The 19,793-nt window shown below is 64.9% G+C and carries 16 protein-coding genes; 10 read left to right on the top strand and 6 right to left on the bottom strand.

Annotated elements, in window-relative coordinates; genetic code table 11:
* The first annotated feature begins 62 nt into the window (after positions 1 to 62).
* A complete protein-coding gene (gene trxA / locus L2Y97_RS05645) occupies positions 63 to 941 on the top strand; it encodes a thioredoxin (protein WP_247434087.1) in 879 nt (292 codons plus the stop codon).
* A 9-nt stretch (positions 942 to 950) separates the two neighbouring features.
* On the opposite strand, the gene L2Y97_RS05640 is transcribed toward trxA, so the two are convergent.
* Complete coding sequence (locus L2Y97_RS05640; protein ID WP_247434084.1) at positions 951 to 3,278, bottom strand: arylsulfatase; 2,328 nt, start codon at positions 3,276 to 3,278, stop codon at positions 951 to 953.
* A 232-nt stretch (positions 3,279 to 3,510) separates the two neighbouring features.
* On the opposite strand from L2Y97_RS05640, the gene L2Y97_RS05635 reads away from it, so the two are divergent.
* Genes L2Y97_RS05635 through L2Y97_RS05615 form a run of 5 tightly spaced genes read left to right on the top strand, consistent with a single transcriptional unit; the run spans position 3,511 to position 7,760 of the window.
* Entirely contained in the window at positions 3,511 to 4,911 is a 1,401-nt protein-coding gene (locus tag L2Y97_RS05635; RefSeq protein WP_247434082.1) for a DUF3300 domain-containing protein, read from the top strand.
* A 9-nt stretch (positions 4,912 to 4,920) separates the two neighbouring features.
* Entirely contained in the window at positions 4,921 to 5,811 is an 891-nt protein-coding gene (locus tag L2Y97_RS05630; RefSeq protein ID WP_247434079.1) for a DUF2950 domain-containing protein, read from the top strand.
* 25 nt (positions 5,812 to 5,836) lie between these two features.
* The gene (locus L2Y97_RS05625; protein WP_247434076.1) at positions 5,837 to 6,076 is read left to right on the top strand and encodes a hypothetical protein; all 240 of its coding nucleotides are present in this window, start codon (positions 5,837 to 5,839) and stop codon (positions 6,074 to 6,076) included.
* 9 nt (positions 6,077 to 6,085) lie between these two features.
* On the top strand, positions 6,086 to 7,255 hold the full coding sequence (locus tag L2Y97_RS05620; RefSeq protein WP_247434073.1) for a BamA/TamA family outer membrane protein: 1,170 nt from the start codon (positions 6,086 to 6,088) through the stop codon (positions 7,253 to 7,255).
* A gap of 16 nt (positions 7,256 to 7,271) precedes the next feature.
* Positions 7,272 to 7,760, top strand: coding sequence for a YidH family protein (locus L2Y97_RS05615; protein ID WP_247434071.1), 489 nt, complete (start codon positions 7,272 to 7,274; stop codon positions 7,758 to 7,760).
* Between the two features lie 10 nt (positions 7,761 to 7,770).
* Here L2Y97_RS05615 and L2Y97_RS05610 read toward each other — a convergent pair whose 3' ends face one another.
* A complete protein-coding gene (locus tag L2Y97_RS05610) occupies positions 7,771 to 10,005 on the bottom strand; it encodes a patatin-like phospholipase family protein (protein WP_247434068.1) in 2,235 nt (744 codons plus the stop codon).
* Between the two features lie 238 nt (positions 10,006 to 10,243).
* On the opposite strand from L2Y97_RS05610, the gene L2Y97_RS05605 reads away from it, so the two are divergent.
* The 3 genes from L2Y97_RS05605 to L2Y97_RS05595 all read left to right on the top strand — a co-directional run bounded on the left by L2Y97_RS05605 (position 10,244) and on the right by L2Y97_RS05595 (position 12,935).
* Positions 10,244 to 11,815 (top strand): MASE1 domain-containing protein, encoded by a 1,572-nt coding sequence (locus L2Y97_RS05605; RefSeq protein WP_247434065.1) that lies wholly within the window; start codon positions 10,244 to 10,246, stop codon positions 11,813 to 11,815.
* The gene (locus tag L2Y97_RS05600) at positions 11,785 to 12,438 is read left to right on the top strand and encodes a response regulator (protein ID WP_247434062.1); all 654 of its coding nucleotides are present in this window, start codon (positions 11,785 to 11,787) and stop codon (positions 12,436 to 12,438) included. The genes L2Y97_RS05605 and L2Y97_RS05600 overlap by 31 nt, the downstream gene beginning before the upstream one ends.
* 83 nt (positions 12,439 to 12,521) lie before the next feature.
* The gene (locus tag L2Y97_RS05595) at positions 12,522 to 12,935 is read left to right on the top strand and encodes a response regulator (RefSeq protein WP_247434059.1); all 414 of its coding nucleotides are present in this window, start codon (positions 12,522 to 12,524) and stop codon (positions 12,933 to 12,935) included.
* Positions 12,936 to 13,054: 119 nt separating this feature from the next.
* Here the strand turns inward: L2Y97_RS05595 and L2Y97_RS05590 are convergent, their stop codons facing one another.
* Complete coding sequence (locus tag L2Y97_RS05590; RefSeq protein ID WP_247434056.1) at positions 13,055 to 15,091, bottom strand: glycoside hydrolase family protein; 2,037 nt, start codon at positions 15,089 to 15,091, stop codon at positions 13,055 to 13,057.
* 57 nt (positions 15,092 to 15,148) lie between these two features.
* Positions 15,149 to 15,598 carry a DUF4442 domain-containing protein gene (locus tag L2Y97_RS05585; RefSeq protein ID WP_247434054.1) on the bottom strand — a complete coding sequence of 150 codons (450 nt, stop codon included), beginning with the start codon at positions 15,596 to 15,598 and terminating at the stop codon, positions 15,149 to 15,151.
* Positions 15,599 to 15,729: 131 nt separating this feature from the next.
* Here L2Y97_RS05585 and L2Y97_RS05580 point away from each other — a divergent pair, with 131 nt between their 5' ends.
* A complete protein-coding gene (locus tag L2Y97_RS05580; protein ID WP_247434051.1) occupies positions 15,730 to 17,604 on the top strand; it encodes a M61 family metallopeptidase in 1,875 nt (624 codons plus the stop codon).
* 107 nt (positions 17,605 to 17,711) lie between these two features.
* Here L2Y97_RS05580 and L2Y97_RS05575 read toward each other — a convergent pair whose 3' ends face one another.
* Together L2Y97_RS05575 and L2Y97_RS05570 are read right to left on the bottom strand one after the other, a co-directional pair.
* Positions 17,712 to 19,106: a sensor histidine kinase gene (locus L2Y97_RS05575; protein WP_247434050.1), complete on the bottom strand. Its 1,395-nt coding sequence runs from the start codon at positions 19,104 to 19,106 to the stop codon at positions 17,712 to 17,714.
* Positions 19,103 to 19,768, bottom strand: coding sequence for a response regulator (locus L2Y97_RS05570; RefSeq protein WP_247434047.1), 666 nt, complete (start codon positions 19,766 to 19,768; stop codon positions 19,103 to 19,105). The genes L2Y97_RS05575 and L2Y97_RS05570 overlap by 4 nt, the downstream gene beginning before the upstream one ends.
* Between the last annotated feature and the right edge of the window lie 25 nt (positions 19,769 to 19,793).

Below are 19,793 nucleotides of genomic sequence, written 5' to 3'. Positions count from 1 at the left end.
TGATATGCTGCCGAACTTCCCCGATTTAGGGGACATCTTTCCCCATTCCGCAGGAGCCCACCGTGAGCAGCGCCCAGACCCATAGCGACCACGTCTTCGACGCAACCACGGCCAGCTTCGAGAACGACGTCATCCAGGCCTCGCTGCAGACCCCCATCCTGGTCGACCTGTGGGCCGAATGGTGCGGCCCCTGCAAAACCCTGGGCCCCATGCTGGAAAAACTGGCCGCCGAGTACAACGGCGCGTTCCGGCTGGCCAAGATCGATGTGGACGCCGAGCAGCAGCTTGCCGCCATGTTTGGCGTGCGCAGCATCCCCACCGTCATCCTGATCAAGGATGGGCAGATGGCCGATGGCTTTGCCGGCGCCCTGCCCGAGGGCCAGCTCCGCGAATTCCTGACCCGCAACGGCATCGCGCCGGCAACGGGTGATGAGGCCGCCGAGGCCGATGCCGTGGAAGCCGCGCCGGAAACCGCCGAGGAGGCGATCAACCGCCTGCAGCAGGCCATCGCCGCCGATCCGGCCCGGGCCGAGCTGAAGCTCGACCTGGCCCTGGCCCTGCTTCGTGCCGGCCAGGTGGAACCGGCCCAGGCCGAACTGGATGCCCTGCCCGCCAACCTGGCCACCGATGCCCGGGCCGTGCGCCTGCGCAACCAGCTCGACCTCGCCCGCGCACTCGCAGGGGCCCCTTCCCTGGCCGACCTGCGCCAACGGGTCTCGGCCAACGGCGATGACTGGGAGGCGCGCGACCTGCTGGGCGTCCGCCTGTTGATCGAGGGCGATGCCGCGGCTGGCCTCGACCAGTTCCTCGACATCCTCAAGCGCCAGCGCGACTGGAAGGACGGCCAGGCAAAGAAGCGCCTCCTGGCCGCCTTCGCCACGCTGGATGATGCCGAGTTGGTCGGCACCTACCGCCGGAAGATGGCGTCGCTCGTTTTCTAAGCGCCGGGGTCAATCGACCGCGAACGCCGCCTGGGCCTGCTTCTCCAGGTCCAGGTACTGGTCCTTGCCCACGCTGACGCCCACGCCAAGGATGGTGCCGCCAGTGAACGCACCTGGCGAGGTGTACTCCTGGCTGACGTTGTCACCGCTATCGCAACCGACGCATAAGCCATCGCCGGAGAGCGTGAACTTGCCCGGTTGGGTCCGCATGGGACCTTCGGCGACGACCTTTTCGTTGACGTACAGCTTTGCGTGACCAATCGATTCGCCGTACTTGCCCGCCTTCTCGCGGATGAACTCGGCACCCAGGGTGTATTTACCCGGCTTGAGCTCACCCGAGACCAGTTGCTGCTCCGGTTTGATGCCGAGGAAGTTGTAGACGTAGTACAGCTTCTTGTCCTTGATAAAGAGCGCATGGCCACCGAAGCGCGAGCCATGCGCGAACAGCACGCCGGATGCCCTGGCATCGTCGATCTGCACATCGGCCAGGATCTTGAAGGAGCGCCCGCGGGTGTTCACCGCCACGCCTTCCGGTACCGGCGAGGTGCCCGGGTAGTAGATGTACGTGTCGCGCGGTGGTTCCGCCTGGGGCCGTTCAATCCCCAGCAATTCCACCGCACTGCGGTCATCCAGGGGCAGCACCTTGTTCGCATCCGCCTCATCGAACCACGCCTTGATCAGGGCCTTGAGCTTGTCAGGGTGCTCGCTGGCCAGGTCCTTTGATTCGGAGCGGTCCTCGTCGACGTGGTAAAGCTGCCACACGTCCTTGTCGAAATGACCTGCGCTGGAAAGCGGGGCATGGATGGCAACTGCCTTCCAGCCATCCTCCCATAGCCCGCGCGTACCGAGCATGGCGTAGTACTGCCGCTTCTTCGTCGTCGGCGCATCGGGTTTGCTATCGAACGAATAGCGCATGGACACGCCCGAAAGCGGGTATTGCTCGACACCCCGGTATACCTTGGGGAATGTGAGGCCGCATACATCAAGAATGGTAGGCACGATATCCACGCTATGGTGGTACTGGTGGCGGATTTCGCCGCGCGCCTTGATGCCTTTCGGCCAGGAGATGATCAACGGATCGCACGTGCCGCCGGCGTAGTTCGAATACCGCTTGAACATCTGGAACGGCGTGGAGAAGGCAGTGGCCCACCCCGTGGCGTAGTGGTTGTAGGTATCGGGGCCACCAAGCACATCGAGGTATTTCATGTTCTCCGACAATTCATCGGGGAAACCATTGAAGAACTTGTTCTCGTTGACCGATCCATTGGGTCCACCCTCGCCGGAGGCACCGTTGTCCGCGCAATACATGACAAGGGTGTTATCCAGTTGGCCGCTCTGCTCGAGGTAATCGATGATGCGGCCGACCTGGACATCGGTGTACTCGGAGAACCCGGCATACACCTCGGCCATCCGGGCGAATAGCTTCTTCTCATCGCCATTAAGCTCACTCCACGGTCGCACGGCATCCGCATCGGGCAGTACATCGGCCGGCAATGGGTTGATCGGCGTCATCTGCGTCCCCTTGGGCATGACACCTTTTTCGATCATGCGTTTGAGCACCCAATCGCGATAGGCCTCGTAACCGTCATCGAACTGGCCCTTGTACTTGTCCGCATACTCCTTCGGCGAGTGGTGCGGCGCGTGATTGGCGCCGGGGCAGAACCACATGTACCAAGGCTTTGAGGGGTTGCTCGCCTTTTGATCGCGCAGCATGCCGATCGCCTTGTCGGCGAGGTCCTTCGAAAGGTGATAACCCTCGTCCGGGCTATAGGGCTGCTCGATAAAATGATTGTCTTCGACCAGGTCCGGATACCACTGGTTGGTTTCGCCGCCAAGAAAACCGTAAAAGCGATCGAACCCCTTTTGCACCGGCCACTCGCTGCGGCTACCGCCGGAGGCGATGTCCTGTTCGGGCACGTTGTGATCCTTACCCAGCCAGAACGTACTGAAACCATTTTCCTGAAGCACCTGCCCGATGGTGGCGCATTCGGCGGGCAGCCGGCCGGAATAGCCCGGAAAGCCATTGGCCGCTTCGGTGATCGCCCCCATGCCATTTAAGTTGTGGTTGCGCCCGGTCAGGAATGTCGAGCGCGTCGGCGAGCAGAGCGCGGTGGTATGCCACTGTGAATACATCAGGCCGTTATCGGCCAGGCGCTGGGCCGTCGGCATGTTGATCTTGCCACCATACGGTGACCACGCCGCCATGCCAGTGTCGTCGTAGAGGATCACCAGTACGTTCGGCGCACCCTCAGGTGCTTTCGCAAGGTCGAAGGGCGCCCAATCGGCCTTCGAGCTACGGACATCCAGATCAATCTTTCCGCTGAACTTCTTTGCCATGGCGTGCTCCTCGGGATGGGACTACCGGTCCGGCAAAGTTTCCGCAGGGCCACCCATCCGTGCGTCCGTAGATCCACCCACTCACCCATACGCCATTTACGAAGCGCGTGGGCCGACGCCTTCCACCGAAGGCCACTAGGTAGTTTTGCGGACAGGGGTTACGCACATCTGCGCTTCCGGCCGCGTGGGTGCGGCCGGATGCTGCAACCGACATCGGCACTGGAGACGTCCCGTGAGCAAACGACTGTTCGCGATACTGCTGCGCAACGTGGTCGTTGCCATGCTGGCATGGAGCGCGCTGGCTGCAAGCGCTCAAAATTCGGGCGCGCAGGCCGCCGGGAGCACGTTCCCGAAGGAACAGCTCGATCAGTTCATGGCACCGGTGGCGCTCTACCCGGATGCCCTGTTGTCGCAGATCCTCATGGCGTGCACCTATCCAGCGGATGTCGCCGACGCCGCTGCGTGGTCGAAACAGAACCCCAAGGCCACGGGCGATGCCGCCGTCAAGCAGGTGGCGTCCAAGCCCTGGGACCCGAGCGTGCAATCGCTGGTCGCGTTCCCGCAGGTGCTGGCACAAATGGGCGCGCAGCCGGATTGGGTGCGCAACGTGGGCGATGCGTTCCTTGGCCAGCCCGATGACGTGATGGCATCCGTGCAACGGCTCCGCGCACAGGCGCAAAAAGCCGGTTCGTTGCAATCCAACGAGCAGCAAAAGGTCATCGTGCAACAGGCGACACCGCAAACCACGGTGATCCAGATCGAGCCGACGAATCCCCAGGTGGTCTACGTGCCGACGTACAACCCCACGGTGGTGTACGGCGCGTGGGCGTACCCCTCCTACCCACCACCGTACTGGCCACCGCCGCCCGGGTATCAGTATCCCGTCGGGACGGCGCTTGCGCGTGGCCTCGCGTTTGGTACCGGCGTCGCGATCGCCAACTCGCTGTGGGGCGGGTTCGATTGGGGCCACAACGACGTGCACATCAACGTCAACCGTTACAACAACATCAACGTGAATAACCGCATCAGCGGTAACGGCAACGTCAACTGGAACCACAACCCGGCGAACCGTCGCGGCACGCCGTATCGCAACCCGGCAACCCAGGCGCGCTTCAACCAGGGCGTGGGTGGCGCGCAACAACGCCAGGCCTTCCGGGGCAACGACGCTGCACGCAACGCAAACCGCGACCAGGCCCTGCAGAGCTTCAACCGTTCCACCGGTGGCGGCGCATCGCCCGCGCTCAAACGCGGTGACGCAGGAAACCTCGGAAACCGGGGCGCGGCGTCCGCCAACCTGGGCAACCGTGAGGGTGCCGCGGGCAACCTTGCCAACCGTGACAACCGCGGCGCCAACGCTGGCAACCGGGATCTTGGTAACCGTGGCGCAACCGATCGCTCACCGGGTAACCGCCCGGGTGCCAGCGGCGGTGGCGTACAGCGCCAGGGCGGCGGCGAGGCCCGCGCCAACGCATTCTCCGGTGTCCGCTCGCCCGGTGATGCCGGCGCCGCACGTCAACGCGGCCAGTCCAGCCTGCAGCACAGCGCAGGCGGCCGCCCCGGTGCCGGCGCGGGTGCCGCGCATCCCGTCAATCGCCAGGTGCCCAACCGCGCCGGCGGATTCCATCGCCGCTAGGAGCTCGCCATGACCATGACTGGCAAAACCCTCGCCCGTACGCTGCTTGCCGCCAGCCTGTTGGCCTGTGCCGGCGCATGGGCCGCCGCGGCAAGCTACCCCACCGCCGATGCCGCGGCCGATGCGCTTGTCGCCGCGCTGAAGGACCACGACGACGCCGCGCTCGCAAAGGTGCTGGGCAACGACTGGCGTACCTACATACCGACCGACGGCGTGGAGCGCGCCGATGTCGATGCCTTTGTCGATGACTACGCGAGCAGCCACCGCCTGGCGACCGAAGGCGGCACCACGCACATCACGGTAGGCGCCTCCGGGTGGCAGTTGCCCATTCCCCTGGTAAAGGATGCGCAGGGCTGGCACTTCGATGTGGCCGCGGGCCACGAGGAAATCGTCGCCCGCCAGGTGGGGCACAACGAGATGGCCGTCACCAAGGTATTGCTCGCCTACTACGACGCACAGCGCGAGTACGCGGCCAGCCTGCACGACAAGGACACGATCCCGCATTACGCCGCGAAGCTGCGGAGTACGCCCGGCCAGCACGATGGCCTGTACTGGCCACCCGAGCAGGGCCAGCCCGAAAGCCCGCTCGGGCCCTACCTGGCACCGGACAAGGTCGCCGGCGAAACCTACTACGGCTACCGCTACAAGATACTGACGGCGCAAGGGCCCTCCGCACCCGGCGGCGCGTACGACTACATGACGGGCAAGACGATGGCCAACGGTTTCGCGCTTGTGGCGTGGCCGGCCCACTACGGTGAAACCGGCGTCATGACCTTCGAGATCAGCCACGACGGCCAGGTGTTCCAGAAGGATCTTGGCAAGGACACCGACGCTGCCATCGCGCGGCTGACCCGGTTCGATCCGGATTCCAGCTGGACCGAAGTACCGGTAACCCCCTGAGCCCATGAACCGCAGCAGGCACGCCATGCAACGCCAGCCACTCGACTATTCGTTCGAGATCGCCACCATTCGCCACGTTGGCGACAACGATGCGGCGTGCTTCACGGCCGATGCCATCGTGCGTGATGCCGCCGGCAACGAACTGGTTCGCCTTCCCGGCAAACGGATGCACAGCTACGTGGAAGCCGCCGAGGATGATGCCGTCGATGCGGCACGCCAGGCGATACGGCGCTTGCGCAAGGGCGAACCGCCCGGCAGGGCATGACGGGCGTGCATGATGAGGCCGTGCGCCGCGTTATCCATCCTGGCCGGATTCGCGGTCGCGTGCATCGCCCCGATAGTGCGCGCCGGGGATGACACGGCACCGCCCAGGGAGAGCTACTGGCAGCTCATCCACGACCGTGACGATCACGCCATCGATCTGTCGCGCTGGCTGCTGCAGCACAAGGGTGCATTGATCGTCCCCATCGTGATCACCGAACCGGCGGTGGGGAATGGTGGAGGTGCTGCCGCCGTGTTCTTCCAGCCGGCGAAGCAATCCGATACGTCCAGGGCGGATGGAGAGCGCATTCCACCCAACATGTACGGGTTCGGTGCGGCGAAAACCGAGAACGGAACGTACGGCGCCGTCGCGGCGGGCGAGTTCCATTTTCGCGACGACCAGTGGCGGTACAAGGGGGCGGTGGGCAAGGTATCTGCCAACCTCGATTTCTACACGAAGGGCTTGTTCACTGGCCCACGGAAGATCGGTTACAACCTCGATGGCTGGTTCTCCTTCCAGCAGGTGCAACGGCGTATCGGCAAGCTGCCGTTTTATATCGGTGCGCGCTGGCTCTATGTCGACCTGGATAGCAGCCTGAATGTGGAAGGCAACCGCCAGTTCTTCAAGCCACGCGACTTTGCCAGCCGTTCGTCAGGGGTTGGCCCGGTGTTCGAGCTGGATACGCGCGACAACACCCTGACCCCATCGCGCGGCACGCTGGCCATGCTGGAGGGTACGTACTACGCCTCGGCGATCGGCAGCGATACGACGTTCCATGCCTGGCGCGCGCATGTGCTCAATTACACGCCCGTGGGCGAGCGCTTCATCCTGGGCCTGCGTGCCGATTACCGCACCACGTCGGGGAGCACCCCGTTCTACCAGTTGCCGTCAATCGACCTGCGTGGCATCTCGTACGGGCGCTACCAGGACCGCACCGTTGGCATGGTGGAAGCGGAGTGGCGCTGGAACGTGACCCGGCGCTGGGCCGCCCTGGTGTTCGGCGGCGCCGGCCGCGCATGGGGCCAGCGCGCCAGTTTTGGCGATGCCACGACCGAGACCACCCGGGGCGTTGGCTTTCGCTACCTCATAGCACGCGCGCTTGGCCTGTACGCCGGCGTGGATTGGGCGTGGTCGCACGATGACCACGCCTGGTACCTGCAGGTGGGCAGCGCCTGGCGCTGATGCCCCGGAGAATACGATGAGCAACGACACTGAGAAATTCGTTTACGTCCCCGCCTCGCTCCTGGGCGATCGCCCGGACCCGGCCGTGGAGCTCTCGGCGCGGCGCACCGGCATGTCGTTCCAGCGCACGCGCATGAGCACGGACCGCACGCTCATGTCGATCATGCGCACATCGGTGTCGCTGATCAGCTTCGGCTTTACCATCGCGCAGTTCTTCCAGCACCTGCGCAGTGCGAAGCTCCTGCCCGAGGACAGCAGCGCGCCCCGTCACTTCGGTATCGCGCTGGTTTCGCTGGGTGTATTGATGCTGGTGCTTGGCATCGCCTATCACATCCACTACATGAACTACCTGCGCCGCGAACGCACGGCCATGGCCCATGAGGGCCTTATCCACGGCGAATCACCCTACCCGGTCTCGCTCACGCTGCTGGTGTGCTTCGTGTTGCTGGTGATCGGTGTGCTCGCGGTCATCAGCCTGGCCGGGCACGTGGGTCCGTTCGGTTAGGTACCGCGTTTCACAAGCCTGGCCGCAGCAGCGAACCAAAGGTGAGGTAGACCGCGGTGTGCCCGCCCGCGGCGTGGCCCACGCCAAGGAACACAGGCCCCAACGGCGACTGCAGACCGGCGAAGATGCTGCCGGCATAAATGAGCGAATCCAGCCGCACATCGTTCTTGTCGCGCCACGTGTTGCCTGCCTCCAGGCTCATGCCGATGTAGATGGGCGTCGAGAAAATCGCATCCAGATTGCCGGTGCGCCGGTACAGGACAGCGCGGCCCAGTGCCGCCTGGGTGCCGTAGAGCGAACGCTCGCCGTAGCCGGACAGGTTGAGGAACCCGCCCAGGAAGGCCTGCGATTCGAAGAAGTTGGTGTTATCCAGCGCGCTCGATGCGCGCAGCCCCAGCAACAGGTGGTAGCGGCCCGTGCTTAGCCCCCAGTCGGGGATCCAGTCGGCGACCAGCCGGGCAACATCGCCATCCACCTTGCCCCCCATGAAGGTGCGGAAGCTGGTGTAGCGGAAATTAAGATGGCTCCCTCGTGTTGGAAACTGCGCGTTATCAAGGCTATCCCAATCCAGGCCGAGGCCCAGCGAGGCGTAGTCGGACGTGCCATTGGGGAAGGTGGAGGGCTCCCCCACGCGCAAATCACCCGAATCGCGCCCCCTGGCCACCGATGCGGAAATGCGCCAGTACGAGCGCGGCGTCCAGCCCAGTTCGAGTTCGCCCGCACGCCGACGGATCTGGTATTCCGCCAGTTGCTTGTCGCCCTTGCCGTCAAAGACCGGCACCTCTTCGTTGCGCGCGGTGAGCGTGGGCATGACGTACACCGAAGAACCCTGGCCGAACGGCTGGAAGAACTCCGAGCGAATGCCGCCGATGCGGCCGCTCCATAAGGTATTGCGCCACTCACCCCCACTGTCGTTGAGGTTGGTCGCGGTGATCTCGGCCGAGAGCAGGTACTCACTGCGACCGTTGAAGTCGTCATCAAGCTGGAAACCCATCTTCCCGTAGATCGGTCCCCAGGCCTTGTCGACCGGGGTCAGCCGGATGCCGCGGTCACCGTCGCGTTCCACCAGGTGGTAATCCACCTGCTGGTAGCTGCCCTGGCCGTAGATCGTGCCAATGCGGGCTTCGACATCCTTGGGGTCGAAGGTCTTGCCGACCTCGGGCTGCAGCTGGTTGCCGGCGAACATGCCGCTGTGGGTGTGGCGGTCATCGACATCGATGAAGGCCACCAGTTTCGGGTCGAAGTTGCGCTGCCGGTGGCTTTCGACGAACGCCTGCCACGCCTGGGGTGATGCGGAGAGCGCGCGTAGCCGGGGTAGTGCCGCCTCGGCGGCCGCCCGGCCAATCGCAATCGCTTCCTCGGCGCGGTTGAATTCACCCGCGCCCAGCTTGCCGAGCGCGGGTCGGATCAGGATGTCCTGGCTGGAAAGTGCTTTGAGTTGCCGGTCGGTCTTTTCCGCCATAAGGGCGCTGACCATCTGGTTCAGCAGCGCCACCGGATTGCTGAGCTGCGACTCTTCAGCCAAGGGCGAGCCCACATCGACCACGATCAGCCGGTCCGCGCCCATGTCGCGAACCACATCGATGGGCACGTTATCCATCAAGCCACCATCGACCAGGAGCCGGCCCTCCACGTTTGTCGGCGCGAATGCGCCCGGCACCGACATGCTGGAACGGATGGCCAGTGGCAGGTCGCCGCTGGCAAACACCACCGGCTTACCGATGACGATATCCGTGGCGACCGCGCGGAACGGAATCGAAAGATCGTTGAAGTCGTGCACGTTCCATGTGGATATCAACAGGCGCCGCAGGAGCAGCAACAGCTTTTGACCCTGCACCACCCCGGCGGGGGTCACGATGTGGCCATTCTTGTAACCCACCTCGAAGTTCAGCAGGTAGCGGTAATCCGCATCCTTGCGGTGCATGGGTTCTTCAGCGCGATCGGGGTCATCGGAGAACAGATCCTTCCAGTCGAGCTGCCCGATCACACGCGCCATTTCATCGGCGTTATAGCCGGCGGCATATAGTCCGCCCACGATCGATCCCATGCTCGTGCCGGCGACCCTGCAGATGGGGATGTGCTCACGCTCAAGCACCTGGATGACCCCGATGTGAGCCGCGCCGCGTGCGCCACCCCCGCCGAGCACCAGGCCGATACAGGGCGAAGGCTGTAGCGATGCCGCATGCACCGTCGTCACGGACGTGAAGGCAATGAATGCAGCGACCGCCAGCCGTGACCTGCGCATGTGCGCTTCTCCACCCGGGAATTACCGCAGTTTCCATCGGGGAAGCAGGCCAGGGCAGCGAAGAAAAAGCCGGTACGGCTACGCAGAACTACTTAGTAAAAACTGCGACTTACAACGAAGTTTGCCCTTTTCGAACATCCTTGCACTCGCTAGTATCCATCAAGGCGACGCAGGGGCCGCCAGTGGAACATCACACCGAAAAAGGAAGTGCGCCTCACGGCGTGCGGGAGCGACGGTGATGGCAACACGGGCATCCGACCACCGGCAGGTTGCCACCTGGTGCGCGATCACATGCGCCGGGGTTGTCGCCGCGCAACTAGTTTCCACCGCACTGTGGGACCACCAGAACGGTACGCACGTCGTCTGGTTTCCAGGTGCGGTCCTGCTGGGCGTACTGCTGGCCACCCCACGAGCGATGTGGATCGCCTTGCTCGCCTCGGGCTACGCGGGCCTGGTCGCCACGGTAAGTGCCTTCGGCTGGCCCCTGCCCGATGTCGCCCTGGTGGCGTTGCCCAACGTCGCCCTCATCCCGGTTGTCGCATGGTGCATGCGGAAGGTTCCACGGCGCATGCCACCACTTCAGGATTTTCGCATGCTGGTAGTGTTCACCCTGCTGGCGATCATCGCGCTGCCCGCCGCCGCGGTAGCGTTGACCACCCTGCTGGCCCGGTTTACCGCATTGAGCGAGATGCTGCTTTCCGGGTGGGAGAACCTGATTACGGCGCAGGCGCTTGGCTACGCCCTGTACGTCCCGGCATGGTGTAGCTTGCGCGCGCGGGAATCGGCGCTGCGTGATAGTGGTGGCGTCGATATTGGCTTCCTCATCCTGCTGGTGCTCGCCATCGTCATGCTGGTCATTCTCTGGTACGCCTATGGCGACCAGGAACAACTCCGGCCGCTGCTGTGCGTGGCCCCAACACCCATCGTGATCGCCGCCATCTTCTTTGCCCAGATGCCCGGCAGCTCGCTGACCATGTTCAGCATTGCGGTGATCGCTGCGCACATGACATCGCGTGGGCACGGCCCGTTCACCATCGATTCCGCCCAGGGCACTACGCTGGCGCTTCAGCTATGGACGTTGCTGGCATCCATTTCCGCGCTCGCCGTCGCGGTGCTCGTGGAACAGCGCTTCGCGGGGCGGCGCTCGCTGGTTGCCGCCCATATCGAACTGCGCGAGCTGGCGGGGCGCCTCATCGCCACGCAGGAGCAGGAGCGCGCCCACCTTGCGCGCGACCTGCACGATGACATCAACCAGCGGCTGGCCGCGGCATCTATCGATCTTTCGACGCTGCGCAAGCGCCTGGCACCGGAGTACACCGAGGATGTAAGCGGCTTGCAGGACCGGATCGTGGCGCTATGCGATGACGTGCGCCAGCTTTCCCATCAGCTGCACCCCAGCTGCCTGCAGCACGTGGGCCTGCGCAGCGCGCTGGAGAACCTGTGCAGGCACCCCAGCGGCCATGCATGGCCGCGGGTGCGCGTACTGGCCGATGATGCCGTCAACGAGCTCGGACCTGACATTGCCCTGTGCTTCTACCGTGTCGCGCAGGAGGCGCTGGCCAACGCCGTACGCCACGCCGGTGCCAGCGAGATCACGCTACGGGCGATGGTCGATGAAGGGATCGCCACGCTGCAGGTCCTCGACGATGGCCAGGGCTTTTCCGCACCATCTTGCCCCGCGGCACGCACGGGCATCGGCATTACCAGCATGAATGAACGGGCGAAGCTGCTGGGGGGCAGCTTTGATATATCCAGCGCACCTGGGAAGGGAGTAGATGTATGTATCCGGATTCCGACGACAACGATGTGATGTGTGCGACGCGAGCGCGCGTCGTCTTCGCCGATGACCACCGCATGGTGGCCGAAGGCATCACACGCCTGCTGGACGAACGCTACGATCTTGCGGCACTGGCCCAGGATGGCCACGCCCTGCTTGCCCATGTGCGTAGCGAGGATCCGGACCTGGTCCTTTCCGATATCAACATGCCCGGGTGCAACGGGCTGGATGTGCTGAAGATCCTGCGCGCCGAAGGCAATACGGTGCCTTTCGTCTTCCTCACCATGCATGCCGAGCCCGCGCTGGCAGCGGCAGCCATGCGCTCCGGTGCCAATGGCTATGTACTGAAACTCGCCGCAGGCGAGGAACTGCTGCTGGCCCTGCAGCAGGTGCTGGAGGGCCGTAGCTACGTCACGCCATCGCTGGGGGCGCGCTACCTGCGTGGCCACCTGGGCGAACTGCACGAGCTGACGCCCAAGCAACGCGAAGTACTGCGGCTGGTGGGCACCGGGCTGCGCTCCAAGCAGATCGCCGCGCAGCTGGGCCTTTCCGTGCGCACGGTGGAGGCACACAAGTACACGATCATGCAGATCCTGGACGTGCATAGCACACTGGAACTGGTGCGGCGATCGGAAGAGTTGGGGCTGTTTTTCTAGGTCTCAATGCGCGTAGATCTACGCAGTGGGTTGCGCGTGCGTTTACGCTGTCGGCGGCCATGGCATGCCGCCACAGTCGGGCCATGGAAGCCCGTGCCGCGCCTGCCCGCCGCCCTACCCTCGTGCTGGCGGAAGACCACCCGACGATCGCTCGCGTGATCGCCGGGTTGCTGGCGGCCGAGTTCGATCTCCTCGCCGCCGTCACCGATGGCGAATCGCTGGTCACGCTTGCCTCGCGGCTGCGCCCGGACGTGGTCGTCACCGACATCGGCATGCCGGGCATGGATGGCATCGAGGCCGCCAGCCACCTGGTTCGCTCACTGCCGGGCTTGCCCGTGGTATTCGTCAGCGTCCACGACGACCCTGAGATCGTCCGCCATGCGCTGGCCGTGGGGCGGGGCTTCGTCATCAAGGCAGCAGCGGGCGATGAGCTGGTGGACGCCGTACACGCGGCGCTGCGCGGTGAGGCGTTCGTCTCCCGCTGGCTCGGGCGGTAAGCCAGGCCTGTGTTGATGGCGTACCGCGGTTCATCGCTTCCTGCAGGAGCGCGCTTGCGCGCGATGGGTGCTCGCGGCGACGTCCATCGCGCGCAAGCGCGCTCCTGCAAGAGCGGCGGTTATGCCAGTGGGGGGAAGGCGGTGATACGCAGTTTCGCGCCCGCGTAAGGCACCAGTTTCAACGTCGTTTCCGGTTCGTCGGTGACCACCACTTTCTCAGGTACGGGATCCGCAGCCCCCTCCTCTGCCTTCCACGCCACCGGCCTGCCACGCACGCTCAATGTGACGGCCGGTGATGCGCCTGCGAACGGACGCGCGCCAATCGGGTGTTCCTCGGCCTTCGCTTCAACGCCTACGCCGTAGTTCCACGCGGTGGTGGGATAGACCTGCCAGTCGTTGGTCAGGCCACGCGGGCGCCACTTCACCCACGCCTCGCCGATAGGCAGCGAAAACACCAAAGGACCCCGGGTGAACGTCACCGCCTGATTGAAACCGCGCTCGGTGATTACCTCAGCCGGGAACGACAAGGCGATCCGGTCACCCCGCCTCCAGGTGCGCTCGATCGTGTGGAACCCCGCGTCGGCCTTCACCGCGACGGCTTCGCCGTTCACCGAGATGGATGGCTTTTTACACCACGCGGGAATCCGCAGGCGGAGAGGAAACGCCAGCGGGTGCTCCGGCGTGAGCGTGATCGCTATATCCCCGCGGAACGGGTAATCGGTCGCCTGATCGATCGCCACCGGCACATCGCGCACGACCGTCGAAACATGGCACGGCGCGTAAACCGTGGCGGCCAGCCCGCGATCGCTGGTCGCCATCCACAGGGAGGCTGTCAGCTTCGGCCAGCCCTGGTGGAAGTTCGCGGTGCAGCAGCCGAAGTGCGGATCGAGGCCGAAGATATTGGCCTCGGGACCATTCGTGGTCCACGGGCGGCGGTGCAGGCTTACCTCCACCTGGTTGGGCTGCTGGTCGTACTGGTGGGCCCACATGTCGTCGGTAAAGGTGCCGGGCAGCGCGTTGTACGCGATGCGTTCAATGCGATCGCCAAGCGTGGCATCGCCCGTGATCGCCAGCGACATCTCCAGCGAGTACATCGCCTCGACCACGGTGCAGAGTTCCACGCCCTGCGACGGACTGCGCCCGGCAAGGTGTTCGTCGCACGAGAACATGCCATTCGGCAGGCCGTGGTAGGTATCGAGCATCGCGAGCTGGTGATGGATGGCGGCGCGATCGTCCGCGCTGCGCGATACCAGCGACCATACCGGCGACGCTTTCAGCGCCTGGCCGTTGTTCACGCCATGCACCTGCAGCCCGTCGTCGACCATGAACACGTCGCCGCCGTTATGCATCTTCGCTTCCAGCGCCTTCACGTCCACCTTCTCCTTGAACGGAAAGTTGGCGAACATGCCCTGCCAGTCGTAGCCCTGCTTCTTCAGCAGGTGCGCCAGCTCCAGCAGCTTCGGGTCCTGCGTGCGTGTGTAGAGCCACAGCACCACGGCCACTTCGTCCTGCCAGCGCATGCGGCCCCAATCGCGCAGGGGGCGCTCGGGCATGGCCTGGAGCTGGTAATGGAAGTAGTTCGTCATGAACGGCATGACCCGGGCATCGCCGGTGAGCTCCTGGTACTGCGCGAGCACCTTCAGCATCACCATGCGCGGCCACCAGTCGTTGTTGCTGCGCGGGCCGAACATGCCGTTGGGCTGCGCGCTACCGAGCGTCCAGTCGATGAAGCGCTGCGCCTTGGCTTTCAGCGGCGCTGAATCGAGCTGCCAGGCCAGCGGGAGCAGGCCATCGAGAAAGTACGGGCCACGTTCCCACGATTCGCCCTTGCCGCCGAGCCAACCGCTCTCGGGGCCAAGATCGGGCCAGGTCTCGTCAACATGGCCACCAAGGCCATCGGCCTGGACCTGTAACTGGCGGCGGAGCCAACCCGCCGGTGCGATCGAGCCGGCGGGGAGGAGCTGCAGCGGCTGGGGCGCCAGCGGCGCTGGCGGGAACATCGGCGCGGCAGGCGCGACCTTGCCGGGCGTTGCTCCGCCTGTCGTGCGCGGGGTGCCTGGGGCGCCCGAGGCCGCGGCCAGCGGTACGAAAGAGGCCAGCGTGCCCATGGCGGAAGCGCGCAGGAAGGCGCGGCGGCTCGTTACGGCGTCACCCATCGATCGATATCCCGTGGTTGTCCCGGTCATCGATACTGGCAGGCGCAAGGGCTTACGTCACCCCTTGGGCTTCTTCTTCCTCACATACAACTGCTTGCGCACCGTGGCGATGAGCTCGCCCGACGCCGTCCGGATATCGGTATCGAACCAGCGCAGGTGCTTCTGCCCATCCGCGCACTCGGCACGGATCTCTTCGAGCATGGCGTCTTCCACGCGGAATTCCGCATAGACGTCTTCACGGCCAGGTGCCACGAAGCGGATCTCGCCGGCCTGGTCCCACACGATGTAGTCGTTACCCAGGCTCTTCAGCACCATGATCATCCAGAACGGATCGGTCATGGAAAACAGGTTGCCGCCAAACTGGGTCCGCACGTAATTGCGGTTATACCAGGCGAGCTTGAGCTTCACCTTCGCGTAGCGGTAATCGTCGAACCGCACGACGCGGATGCCGGCAAACAGGAAGGGCGGCCAGGCGTTGAGGATGCGCCGGAGGGTGGGAGCTTTCATGCCTGCCATCGTAGCGGCGCGGAGGCCCCCGCCGAAGCCCCCCGTTTCAAACGCCCGTGACCTCTGGCATATACGTCGCCGGTGCCAGCCGTTCCACCATCGGGGCTTCATCCGCCGCCGGGATCCGCCCCATGCGTCTTGCCCTTCGCCGTGCCTCGCTCGCCTCCGCCCTTGCGCTCGCTATCGCCGCCCCTTCCGCGTTCGCGCAGGATCTTCCCGCCCCGGTGAACCAGCCCTACAAGGGCAACCTGTCCGTCACCGTGGACCTGACCGACCAGGCCCGGCACCTGCTGCATGTGAAGGAGAGCATCCCGGTTTCCGCGGGCCATGCCATCCTGTATTACCCGAAATGGATCCCGGGCGAGCACGGCCCCAGCGGCCCGTTGGCCAATGTGGCCGGCCTGCAGATCACCGCGAATGGCAAGAAGATCCTGTGGCGCCGCGACCTGAAAGAGATGTTCGCGTTCCACGTCGACGTGCCCGAGGGCGTGGACAAGCTCGACCTGAGCTTCGATTACCTGGACTCGGCCACGCCGCATTACATCCCGCTGGAGTTCAACGAGGTCTCGTTCTACCCCGCCGGCTACTACACCAGCCAGATCATGATCGAGCCGACGGTGAAGCTGCCTGCCGGCTGGAAGTTCGCCACTGCGCTGGAGACCGCATCGCAGGATGGCGACACGGTTAAGTTCAAGCCGGTGAGCTACGAGAACTTCGTGGATTCGCCGCTGATCGCCGGCCAGTACTTCAACCGGGTAGACCTTGCGCCCGGCCAGTCCGTACCGGTGCACCTGGATATCGTCGGCGAGACCGCGGAAAGCGTGAAGATCACTGACAAGCAGATCGCGCCGCAGCGTAACCTGGTAGTGCAGGCGAACAAGCTGTTCGGTGCGCACCACTATGGCCACTATGATTTCCTGCTGGTCGTGTCGGACCACACGGGCCACTTCGGCCTTGAGCACCACCAGTCCAGCGACGATCGCCTGTTCGCGAACTTCCTGACCGACCCGAAGGTGCACGCTGCCGCGGGCACGCTGCTGCCCCACGAATACATCCATTCGTGGAACGGCAAGTTCCGCCGACCTGCCGATCTGTGGACCCCGACGTTCACCGAGCCGATGCAGGACGACCTGCTGTGGGTGTACGAAGGCATGACGGATTACTGGGCGGGCGTGCTCACCGCGCGCTCGGGCATCTGGACCACCGACCAGTGGCGTGATTCGCTCGCATCGATCGCGGCGGACATGGGCGCACGCACCGGCCGCCAGTGGCGTTCGCTGCAGGATACGGCCGATGGCATCCCGCTCTCGTCGCGTGGCTCGTCCGGTTGGGTCAACTTCCGCCGTAGTTCGGATTACTACCCGGAAGGCCAGATGCTGTGGCTGGACGTGGATACGAAGATCCGCGACCTTTCCGGCGGCAAGCACACGCTGGATGAGTTCGCCAAGGCCTTCTTCGGCATGGATAGCGGCAGCTATGTACCCAAGACCTACACCTTCGACGACGTGGTGAAGACGCTCAACGACGTGCAGCCGTACGACTGGGCGAAGTTCCTGCGTGAACGCCTGGATTACACGGGCGATACCATGCCGGAGAAGGGTATCGAAGGCGGCGGGTGGAAGCTGGCGTTCGATGACAAGCCGAGCGAGTTCGCGAAGACCCAGGAATCCCTGCGCAAGGCGATCAACCTTGCCTACTCGCTCGGCATTACCGTATCGGACAAGGGTGAAGTGCGCGATGCGCAGTGGGAAGGCGTCGCCGCGAAGGCAGGCCTCGTCCCGGGTGTCACCATCGTCGCCGTGAACGGCAAGGACTTCTCGGGCCAGGTGCTGAAGGATGCCGTGGCCGATGCGAAGAACACGACCACGCCGATCGAGTTCCTGGTGAAGAACGTGGATGACTACCAGACCGTGAAGGTGGATTACCACGGCGGCCTGAAGTATCCCCACCTCGTGCGCGGCGAAGGCAAGGATCTGATCGGCGCCATCGCCACGCCCAGGAAATAAAAGACATGTAGGAGCCCACCCTGTGGGCGACATCTTTCGCCTCTCCGCATCATGGCCTGCAGCCTTGTCGCGAAAGATGTCGCCCACAGGGTGGGCTCCTACCGGCTTCAGCCCTGCACGGGGAGCGTCACGACCACCCGCAGGCCACGCCCCGCGTCGCGATCGAGCAGCTCGACCGAGGCGCCATGCAATTCCGCTGCGCGCTGCACGATGGACAGGCCAAGGCCGTAGCCCGTGCCGTGCGTATCCGCGCCCCGCTGAAAACGACCGAACATGCCGGCGCGGCGCTCCGCGGGAATGCCCGGGCCATCGTCCACCACCTCCACCACCGCGTGGCCATCGCGGCGCTCGATGCTTAGCGCGACCTGGCCCCCTGCCGGGACATGGCGGAACGCATTGTCGAGCAGGTTGCGCAGCAAGGCACCCAGCGCCACCGGGTAACCCTCGACCACCAGGCCATCGTCCAGCCGCTCGATCGAAAGCTCGACATTCCCGCGCGCGATGATCGGGGAGAGTTCCTCGACTACGTCGAGAGCCAGCGCGGCCAGTTCCACGCGGGCCCTCGGGCCCGATGCCGCGCCCGCTTCCAGGCGCGCAAGCGCCAGCAACTGCTCCGTACGGCGCGCGAGCGACACCAGGCACTCACGCGCAGCCTCGAGCGCCGCCTGGGCCTCGTCGGGGCGCGCGGAAGCAAGCGCGTTCTCGAGGTTGATCATCGTCGACGCCAGCGGCGTCCGCAGTTCGTGCGCGACATCCGCGCTGAACCGCCGCTCACGTTCCAGCGCGCTCTCCAGCCGGAAGATCTGGTCGTTCAACGCCGCCATCACCGGCTTCAGTTCTTCCGGCGCATCGGCGAGGTGGATGGGCTCCCGGCTCCCCGGTTCGCGCTCGGCGAGCGCGCGGGCCAGGTCCTCCAGCGGGCCGAGGCCGCGGCGGATGGCCCACCCCACCAACAGGGCAAGCAGGGGCAGGCCCAGCAGCGTGGGCAGGCCATGCTCCAGCCACAAGGCGTGGGTGATCTCGTGGCGGCTATCGTAACGTTCGCCCGCGCGTATCGTGATGCCCTGCTCTTCCATGATCAGCGTGAAGACCCGCCAGGTGTAGCGGCCATGGTTAATGTCTTCAAACTGGCCATCGGGCACGTGGGTGCGCGGCACGCCCGAAAGGTTCTCCGTCGCCATGAGCAAGGTGCCATCGCGGTCGAACACCTGGAACCCGACTTCGGATTCATAGGTGCGCCCCTGCACCATCAGTTCGGGCGGATGGTTGGAGACACTGGGGACCAGCAGGCGCGCCGTGCGTTGCTCACGCAACTGCTCCACGCCAATGCGGTTGACCAGCACCTCGAGCGTCCGCGCCGCCTGGGCGAGGCGGCCGTCCGATAGTTCATCCACCTCTTCGAGCGTGCGTTGTGCGCTCAGGATGCCGAGCGGCAGTAACACCGCGGCGAGCACGCCGATGATGAGCAGCAGCAAACGCGAACGGAGGCTCAGTGACCTCACGTCGGTTCCCGCGGCACCATGTAGCCGAAGCCACGCACAGTCTGGATTGCTTCAGGGCTCAGCTTGCGGCGCAACGCGTGGACCAGCACCTCGAGGGCACTGGTGCTCACCGCGTTATCGGGGCCATAGAGCGTGGTTTCCAAGGCTTCGCGGCGAACGATCCGCCCTGCCCGTTCCATCAGGGCCTGCAGCAAGGCGAACTCGCGCCGCGTCAGGTCGACCTTGCCACCACGCCAGGTTACGTCGAACGTGCCGAGGTCGAGGCTGAGCGCGCCCGCCTCAAGCCGGTTCACCGCCTCGCCGCGCGCGCGGCGGGACAGCGAGCGGATGCGTGCCGCCAGTTCATCCAGGTGGAACGGCTTGACCAGGTAATCGTCCGCGCCCGCATCCAGCACCTGGATGCGCGCATCGAGCTGGTCGCGCGCGGACATCACGATCACCGGCGTGGTCACGCGCAGGCGGCGTGCCTCGGTCAGCACATCCAGCCCGTCGCGGCCGGGGAGGCCCAGGTCCAGCAGTACGAGGTCGGCCTCCTGCTCACGCAGCGCCACCAGCGCTTCCTCGCCATCGCGCAGCCAGGTAATGGTGTGTGCCAGCCGCTCCAGCGCACGGCGGATGGCATCACCCAGCTGGGCATCGTCTTCGACGAGGAGGATGTGCACGCGGGCATGGCCTTGGAATGAGGGA

Source organism: Luteibacter aegosomatissinici (assembly GCF_023078495.1).
Classification (GTDB): Bacteria; Pseudomonadota; Gammaproteobacteria; order Xanthomonadales; family Rhodanobacteraceae; genus Luteibacter; species Luteibacter aegosomatissinici.
Note: the sequence above shows the minus strand (reverse complement) of the source record. Positions and strands in the feature narration are given on the sequence as shown.

Coding starts and splice junctions, on each gene's coding strand:
- L2Y97_RS05640 (WP_247434084.1), bottom strand. CDS start 3,278: ATGGCAAAGAAGTTCAGCGGAAAGATTGATCTGGATGTCCGTAGCTCG.
- L2Y97_RS05630 (WP_247434079.1), top strand. CDS start 4,921: ATGACCATGACTGGCAAAACCCTCGCCCGTACGCTGCTTGCCGCCAGC.
- L2Y97_RS05625 (WP_247434076.1), top strand. CDS start 5,837: ATGCAACGCCAGCCACTCGACTATTCGTTCGAGATCGCCACCATTCGC.
- L2Y97_RS05620 (WP_247434073.1), top strand. CDS start 6,086: ATGATGAGGCCGTGCGCCGCGTTATCCATCCTGGCCGGATTCGCGGTC.
- L2Y97_RS05615 (WP_247434071.1), top strand. CDS start 7,272: ATGAGCAACGACACTGAGAAATTCGTTTACGTCCCCGCCTCGCTCCTG.
- L2Y97_RS05610 (WP_247434068.1), bottom strand. CDS start 10,005: ATGCGCAGGTCACGGCTGGCGGTCGCTGCATTCATTGCCTTCACGTCC.
- L2Y97_RS05605 (WP_247434065.1), top strand. CDS start 10,244: ATGGCAACACGGGCATCCGACCACCGGCAGGTTGCCACCTGGTGCGCG.
- L2Y97_RS05600 (WP_247434062.1), top strand. CDS start 11,785: ATGTATCCGGATTCCGACGACAACGATGTGATGTGTGCGACGCGAGCG.
- L2Y97_RS05595 (WP_247434059.1), top strand. CDS start 12,522: ATGGAAGCCCGTGCCGCGCCTGCCCGCCGCCCTACCCTCGTGCTGGCG.
- L2Y97_RS05590 (WP_247434056.1), bottom strand. CDS start 15,091: ATGGGTGACGCCGTAACGAGCCGCCGCGCCTTCCTGCGCGCTTCCGCC.
- L2Y97_RS05585 (WP_247434054.1), bottom strand. CDS start 15,598: ATGAAAGCTCCCACCCTCCGGCGCATCCTCAACGCCTGGCCGCCCTTC.
- L2Y97_RS05580 (WP_247434051.1), top strand. CDS start 15,730: ATGCGTCTTGCCCTTCGCCGTGCCTCGCTCGCCTCCGCCCTTGCGCTC.